Here is a 4,857-nt window from a genome sequence, read left to right as displayed (position 1 = left end):
GCCGGGGTGGCCGCGGGGGCGGGCTGCTCCGGCGCCGGGGCGGGCGCCGGGGCCTGCTCCGTGGGCGCCGGGGCCTGCGTCGCGGTCGGCGTCGGCTTCGGCGCCGGCCCGGAGCTGCGGTACAGCGTGATGGTGTCGCCCGGGTCGGCGCTGCGGCCGCCGCCGGGGCTCTGCTGGGCGACGTTGCCGGCCCGCACCGAGTCCGACGCCACCCGCCGGGAGGCGATGACCACCTCGAACCCGGCGGCCACCAGCGCCGCCCGGGCCGAGCTGACGCTGCGGCCGACGACGGAGGGCACCCGGCTGGCGCCGTCGGGGTTGACGGTGCGCAGCCCGGCCTGCGAGCCGGGGGTGAACGACTGCACCGGCAGGCCCAGCGCGGTGGAGGCGGGGCCGACGGTGTTCGACCAGATCGGCGCGGGGATGGTCGCGCCGTAGATGCGCTGCCGGCCCCGGCCGTTGATGCGCTCGGAGTTGAGGCTCTTGTTGTTCGCGTCGGCGTGACCGACCCACACCGCGGCGGCCATCTGCGGGGTGTACCCGCAGAACCACACGTTCGTGCTGTTGTTCGTCGTTCCCGTCTTGCCGGCGACGGGGCGCCCGATGCGCTTGACCCGGGCGGCGGTGCCGTTGTTCCAGGTGCCCTGCAGCGCGGTGTTCACGTTGCGGGCGACGTTCGGGTCCATCACCTGCTGGCAGTCCGCGGACGGCACGGGCAGCGGCTGGCCGTTCGTGTCGAGGATCTCCGTGATGGCGACGGGCTTGCAGAACAGGCCCTCCGCGGCGAACGCGGCGTAGGCGCCGGCCATCGCCAGCGGCGCGATCTCCTGCACGCCCAGGGTCAGCGACGGGAGGTTGGTGTCCAGGTCGGTGGTCACCGGCTGGGAGGAGTCGCCGTTGTGGTTGGCGGCCTTCGCCTTGAACACGCCCAGCGACTGCGCCGTCTTGGCGATGTTGCACAGGTCGAGCTGCTTCTCCATCGACATGTACGCGGTGTTCACCGAGTTCGCGGTCGCGGCGCGCACCGTCATCCGGCCCGGGCCGGAACCCTCGGAGTTGCTGTACGGGTAGTTCTTGCCGGCGAGCTTCTGCCCGCAGGAGGTGAAGGCGCGGAACGGGTCGTTGCCCGAGGCGGGCGCGGCCACCACGGAGTCCAGCGAGCGGCCGGACTTCAGCCACTCGGTGAGGGTGAACGGCTTGAACGTCGACCCGGTGGGGAACCCGTTGCCGCCGCCGTGCGCGGCGTCGGCGTTGTAGTTCAGGGTCGTCACGCCGACCTGGTCGGTGTCCGGGGACCAGGTGGTGTTCTGCGCCATCGCGAGGATCTTGCCGGTGCGCGGTTCCACCACCGACTCGGCGGCGCGCACGGACTGGCCGGGCCTGACCCCGGCGTCGACGGCCGCCTTCGCGATGTCCTGCACGCGCCGGTCCAGCGTCGTGCGGATCGTGAGGCCGCCGCGCTTGAGGAGGTTCTCGCGGTCCTCCGGCGTCGCGCCGAACGCCGCGTCGTTGACGATGACGTGGCGCACGTAGTCGCAGAAGTACGCCGCGGACCCGGCCGACATGCAGCCCTGCTGGCTCTTGAGGGGCACCACCCCCAGCGGGGCGGCGTTCGCCCCGGCGTACGCGGCGTCGTCGATGTAGCCCAGGTCGAGCATCCGCTTGAGCACCACGGCGCGCCGCTGCGTCGCGGCCTCGGGCTTCTTGATCGGGTCGTAGCCGCTCGGGTCGCGGACGATGCCCGCCAGCAGCGCCGCCTCGGGCAGGGTGAGGTCCCTGGCGGACTTGCCGTTGAAGTAGAACCGGGAGGCGGCCTCGACGCCGTAGACGTTGTTGAAGAAGTAGGAGATGTTGAGGTAGCCGGCGAGGATCTCGTCCTTCGACATCTCCTTCTCGAGCCCGATCGCCATCTTCATCTCCCGCAGCTTGCGGGCGTAGCCGGCGGTGCCCTCCGCCGTGATGGCGGCCAGCGCGGCCTCCTGGTCGCCGGCGGCGACGGCCTGCTCGACGAGGATGTTCTTCACGAGCTGCTGCGTCAGGGTGGAGGCGCCCTGCGTGCCGCTGTCGCTGGTGGCGTTGTTGACCAGGGCCCGGCCGATGCCGCGCAGGTCGATGGGCCCGTGGTCGTAGAAGCGGGAGTCCTCGATCGCGATCATGGCGTCGCGCATCACGGGGGCGATGGCCTCCAGCGGGACGACGACGCGGTTCTGGTCGTAGACCGTCGCCATCACCGAGCCGTCGGCCCACAGGATCGTCGTGGCCTCCGACAGGGTGTCGTCGCCGACGTCGGCGGGCAGCTCCTCGAAGACGTCGACGCCCTCGCGGGCCACCGCGCCCGTGGCGCCCACCGCGGGCATCACCAACCCCGCCGAGAGCACGCCCGCCGCGGCGCTGACGGCCACGAAGGCCCCCAGCAGCCGCAGGACGGGACGGTGCGCGTGCGGAGGTCCCCCGTTGGTCATGGCCACGAGGGTAGACAACGCCCCGGGCCGCGGGAGCCTTCCGCCGCGCCGCGGCGGCTGTGAACGGGGGCCTGCACACTCCCGCCACGATCCCCGCACGTCCCCACCGCGCGCGCCCGTCAGCCGTGCGGGCTAGTCCGTCCGGGCCATCCCGCGCCCCCCGAACGTGCTCTACAGACCGCGCGCCCCCCCAGCCTACGGTGGCCGGGCACCCGCTCGCCGGGTGTCGGGGGAAGTCACAGGATCACCGCCGCGGGGGCCGCCGGTCAGCCGGCGCGGGGCGGTGGAGCGGGAAGGACCACCGACATGGTGTGGACGTTGGAGTGGGCCGGTCGCGGTACGTGCGCCGCATCCTCGGCCGACGAGCTGTTCGTGCAGGGCTCCGCGCAGAACCGGGCCAAGGCCGTGTGCGGGGGCTGCCCCGTGCGCACCGAGTGCCTCGCCGACGCGCTCGACAGCCGCGTGGAGTTCGGCGTCTGGGGAGGCATGACCGAGCGCGAGCGGCGCGCGCTGCTCAAGCGCCGGCCCAACGTGAAGTCCTGGCGGCGCCTGCTGGAGACCGCCCGCGACCAGCACCTGGGGCAGGCCGCCGCCGCCGTCACCGGCGCCCCGCCCACCCGCATCGACCTCACCGGCGCGCCCGCGCCCGCCCACGCCGGCTGAACCGAGCCGGGCGCACCCGGCCGGGCCGGGGATCGCGCACTACGGTGGCGCCCATGACGACGTGGGAGTACGCCACCGTGCCGCTCATCGTGCACGCGACCAAGCAGATCCTCGACCAGTGGGGCTCCGACGGCTGGGAGCTCGTGCAGGTCGTGCAGGGCCCCGGCGGCAACGGCCTCGTGGCCTACCTCAAGCGCCCCTCCGCGTGAGCGGGCCGGGGAGCGCGGCGGCCGGTGGCCGCGTCGCCGCCCGGCTGGCCGGGCTGGGGCTGCGGCTGCCGCAGGTCGCGGCCCCGCTGGCGAGCTACCGGCCCGCCGTCCGCGACGGTGACCTCGTCTGGACCGCCGGGCAGCTGCCCCTGGTGGACGGCCGGCTGCCGCGCACCGGCAGGGTCGGCGAGGGCGAGGGGCTCGTGCCGCCCGCCGAGGCCACCGGCCTGGCCCGCACCTGCGCCCTCAACGCGCTGGCGGCCGTCGCGAGCGTCGTGGGCGACCTCGACGCCGTCGAGCGGGTCGTCAAGGTCGTCGGCTTCATCGCCAGCGACCCCGCGTTCACCGGGCAGCCGGCGGTCCTGAACGGCGCCAGCGACCTGCTCGCGGAGGTGTTCGGCGACGCCGGCCACCACGCCCGCAGCGCCGTCGGCGTGGCGGTGCTGCCGCTGGGCGCGCCCGTCGAGGTCGAGCTCGTCGTCCGGGTGCGCTGAGCGTGACCGGCCCCGCGCGGCAGGACGGGCCCCCGCAGGACGGACCCCGGCAGGACGGGCCCCAGCAGGAGGCGCCCTGGACCGGCGGGCGGGCCACCGAGCGCGCGGTGTGCGTCCTGGCCCCCAACCCCGGCCCGATGACGCTGGAGGGCACCAACACGTGGGTGCTGTCCGAGCCGGGATCGGCGCGGGCGGTCGTGGTGGACCCCGGCCCGGACGACGAGCAGCACCTGGCGCGCGTGCGCACCGCGCTGGCCCGCCGCCGCGCCCGGCTGGTGGCGGTGCTCCTCACCCACTCCCACCTCGACCACACCGCGGGGGCGCAGCGCCTGGCCGCGGCCGCGGGCGTCGAGGTCGTCGCGGCGGCCGCCTGGCGCGACGGGGAGGAGCTCGACGTGGAGGGCCTGCAGCTCGTCGCGCTGCGCACCCCGGGGCACACCGCGGACTCCGCCTGCTTCGCCCTGCCCGCCGACCGCGCCCTGCTCACCGGCGACACCGTGCTCGGGCGCGGCTCCACGGTGCTCGCCGAGGACGGCTCCCTCACCGACTTCCTCACCACCCTGGACCGGTTGCTGGCGCTGGCCACCCCCACGCCCGAGCACCCCGGCCTCGACGTGCTGCTGCCCGGCCACGGACCGCTCGTGCGGGACCCGGTGGCGGTGCTGGCGGGGTACCGCCGCCACCGCGAGGAGCGGCTGGCGCAGGTGCGCGAGGCGCTGGCCGCGGGGGCGGGCACGACGGCCGAGGTGGTCGCGCACGTGCACCCCGGGCTCGACCCCGCGCTGCAGCGGGCGGCGACGTGGTCGGTGCGGGCCCAGCTGGCCCACCTCGGGGCCGACCTGCCCTGAGCGGGCGGTTGCTACGCTCGCCGACGCCGGGCGGGCAGGCCCCCGCGACGGCCGGTACGCGACCAGCGGGGCGGAGGAGCAGCGACATGCCCGAGGACGGCACCGGTCCGGCCACGGCGACGCCGGCGGCCGGGGCGGCGACGCCGGCGGCCGGGGCGGCGACGCCGGCGGCCGGGGCGGC

The 4,857-nt window shown here is 75.7% G+C and carries 5 protein-coding genes; 4 read left to right on the top strand and 1 reads right to left on the bottom strand.

The window, feature by feature from the left end:
- The coding region (locus ABEB16_RS16090; protein ID WP_345713238.1) for a penicillin-binding protein at positions 1 to 2,462 on the bottom strand (2,462 nt) is incomplete at its 3' end.
- 306 nt (positions 2,463 to 2,768) lie between these two features.
- Between ABEB16_RS16090 and ABEB16_RS16085 the strand changes: the two genes are divergently transcribed.
- The 4 genes from ABEB16_RS16085 to ABEB16_RS16070 are packed head-to-tail and all read left to right on the top strand — an operon-like array spanning position 2,769 to position 4,676.
- Positions 2,769 to 3,125: a WhiB family transcriptional regulator gene (locus tag ABEB16_RS16085; protein ID WP_345713237.1), complete on the top strand. Its 357-nt coding sequence runs from the start codon at positions 2,769 to 2,771 to the stop codon at positions 3,123 to 3,125.
- Between the two features lie 53 nt (positions 3,126 to 3,178).
- Complete coding sequence (sp36, locus tag ABEB16_RS16080) at positions 3,179 to 3,334, top strand: Sp36 family protein (protein WP_345713236.1); 156 nt, start codon at positions 3,179 to 3,181, stop codon at positions 3,332 to 3,334.
- On the top strand, positions 3,331 to 3,828 hold the full coding sequence (locus tag ABEB16_RS16075; RefSeq protein WP_345713235.1) for a RidA family protein: 498 nt from the start codon (positions 3,331 to 3,333) through the stop codon (positions 3,826 to 3,828). The genes sp36 and ABEB16_RS16075 overlap by 4 nt, the downstream gene beginning before the upstream one ends.
- A 2-nt stretch (positions 3,829 to 3,830) precedes the next feature.
- Positions 3,831 to 4,676, top strand: coding sequence for an MBL fold metallo-hydrolase (locus ABEB16_RS16070; protein ID WP_345713234.1), 846 nt, complete (start codon positions 3,831 to 3,833; stop codon positions 4,674 to 4,676).
- Positions 4,677 to 4,857: the final 181 nt, after the last annotated feature.

The sequence above is a fragment of the Kineococcus glutinatus genome, assembly GCF_039542765.1.
Lineage (GTDB): Bacteria > Actinomycetota > Actinomycetes > Actinomycetales > Kineococcaceae > Kineococcus_A > Kineococcus_A glutinatus.
The sequence above is the reverse complement of the archived record's forward strand: the minus strand, read 5'-3'. Positions and strand labels throughout refer to the sequence as shown.

Coding starts and splice junctions, on each gene's coding strand:
- ABEB16_RS16085 (WP_345713237.1), top strand. CDS start 2,769: ATGGTGTGGACGTTGGAGTGGGCCGGTCGCGGTACGTGCGCCGCATCC.
- sp36 (WP_345713236.1), top strand. CDS start 3,179: ATGACGACGTGGGAGTACGCCACCGTGCCGCTCATCGTGCACGCGACC.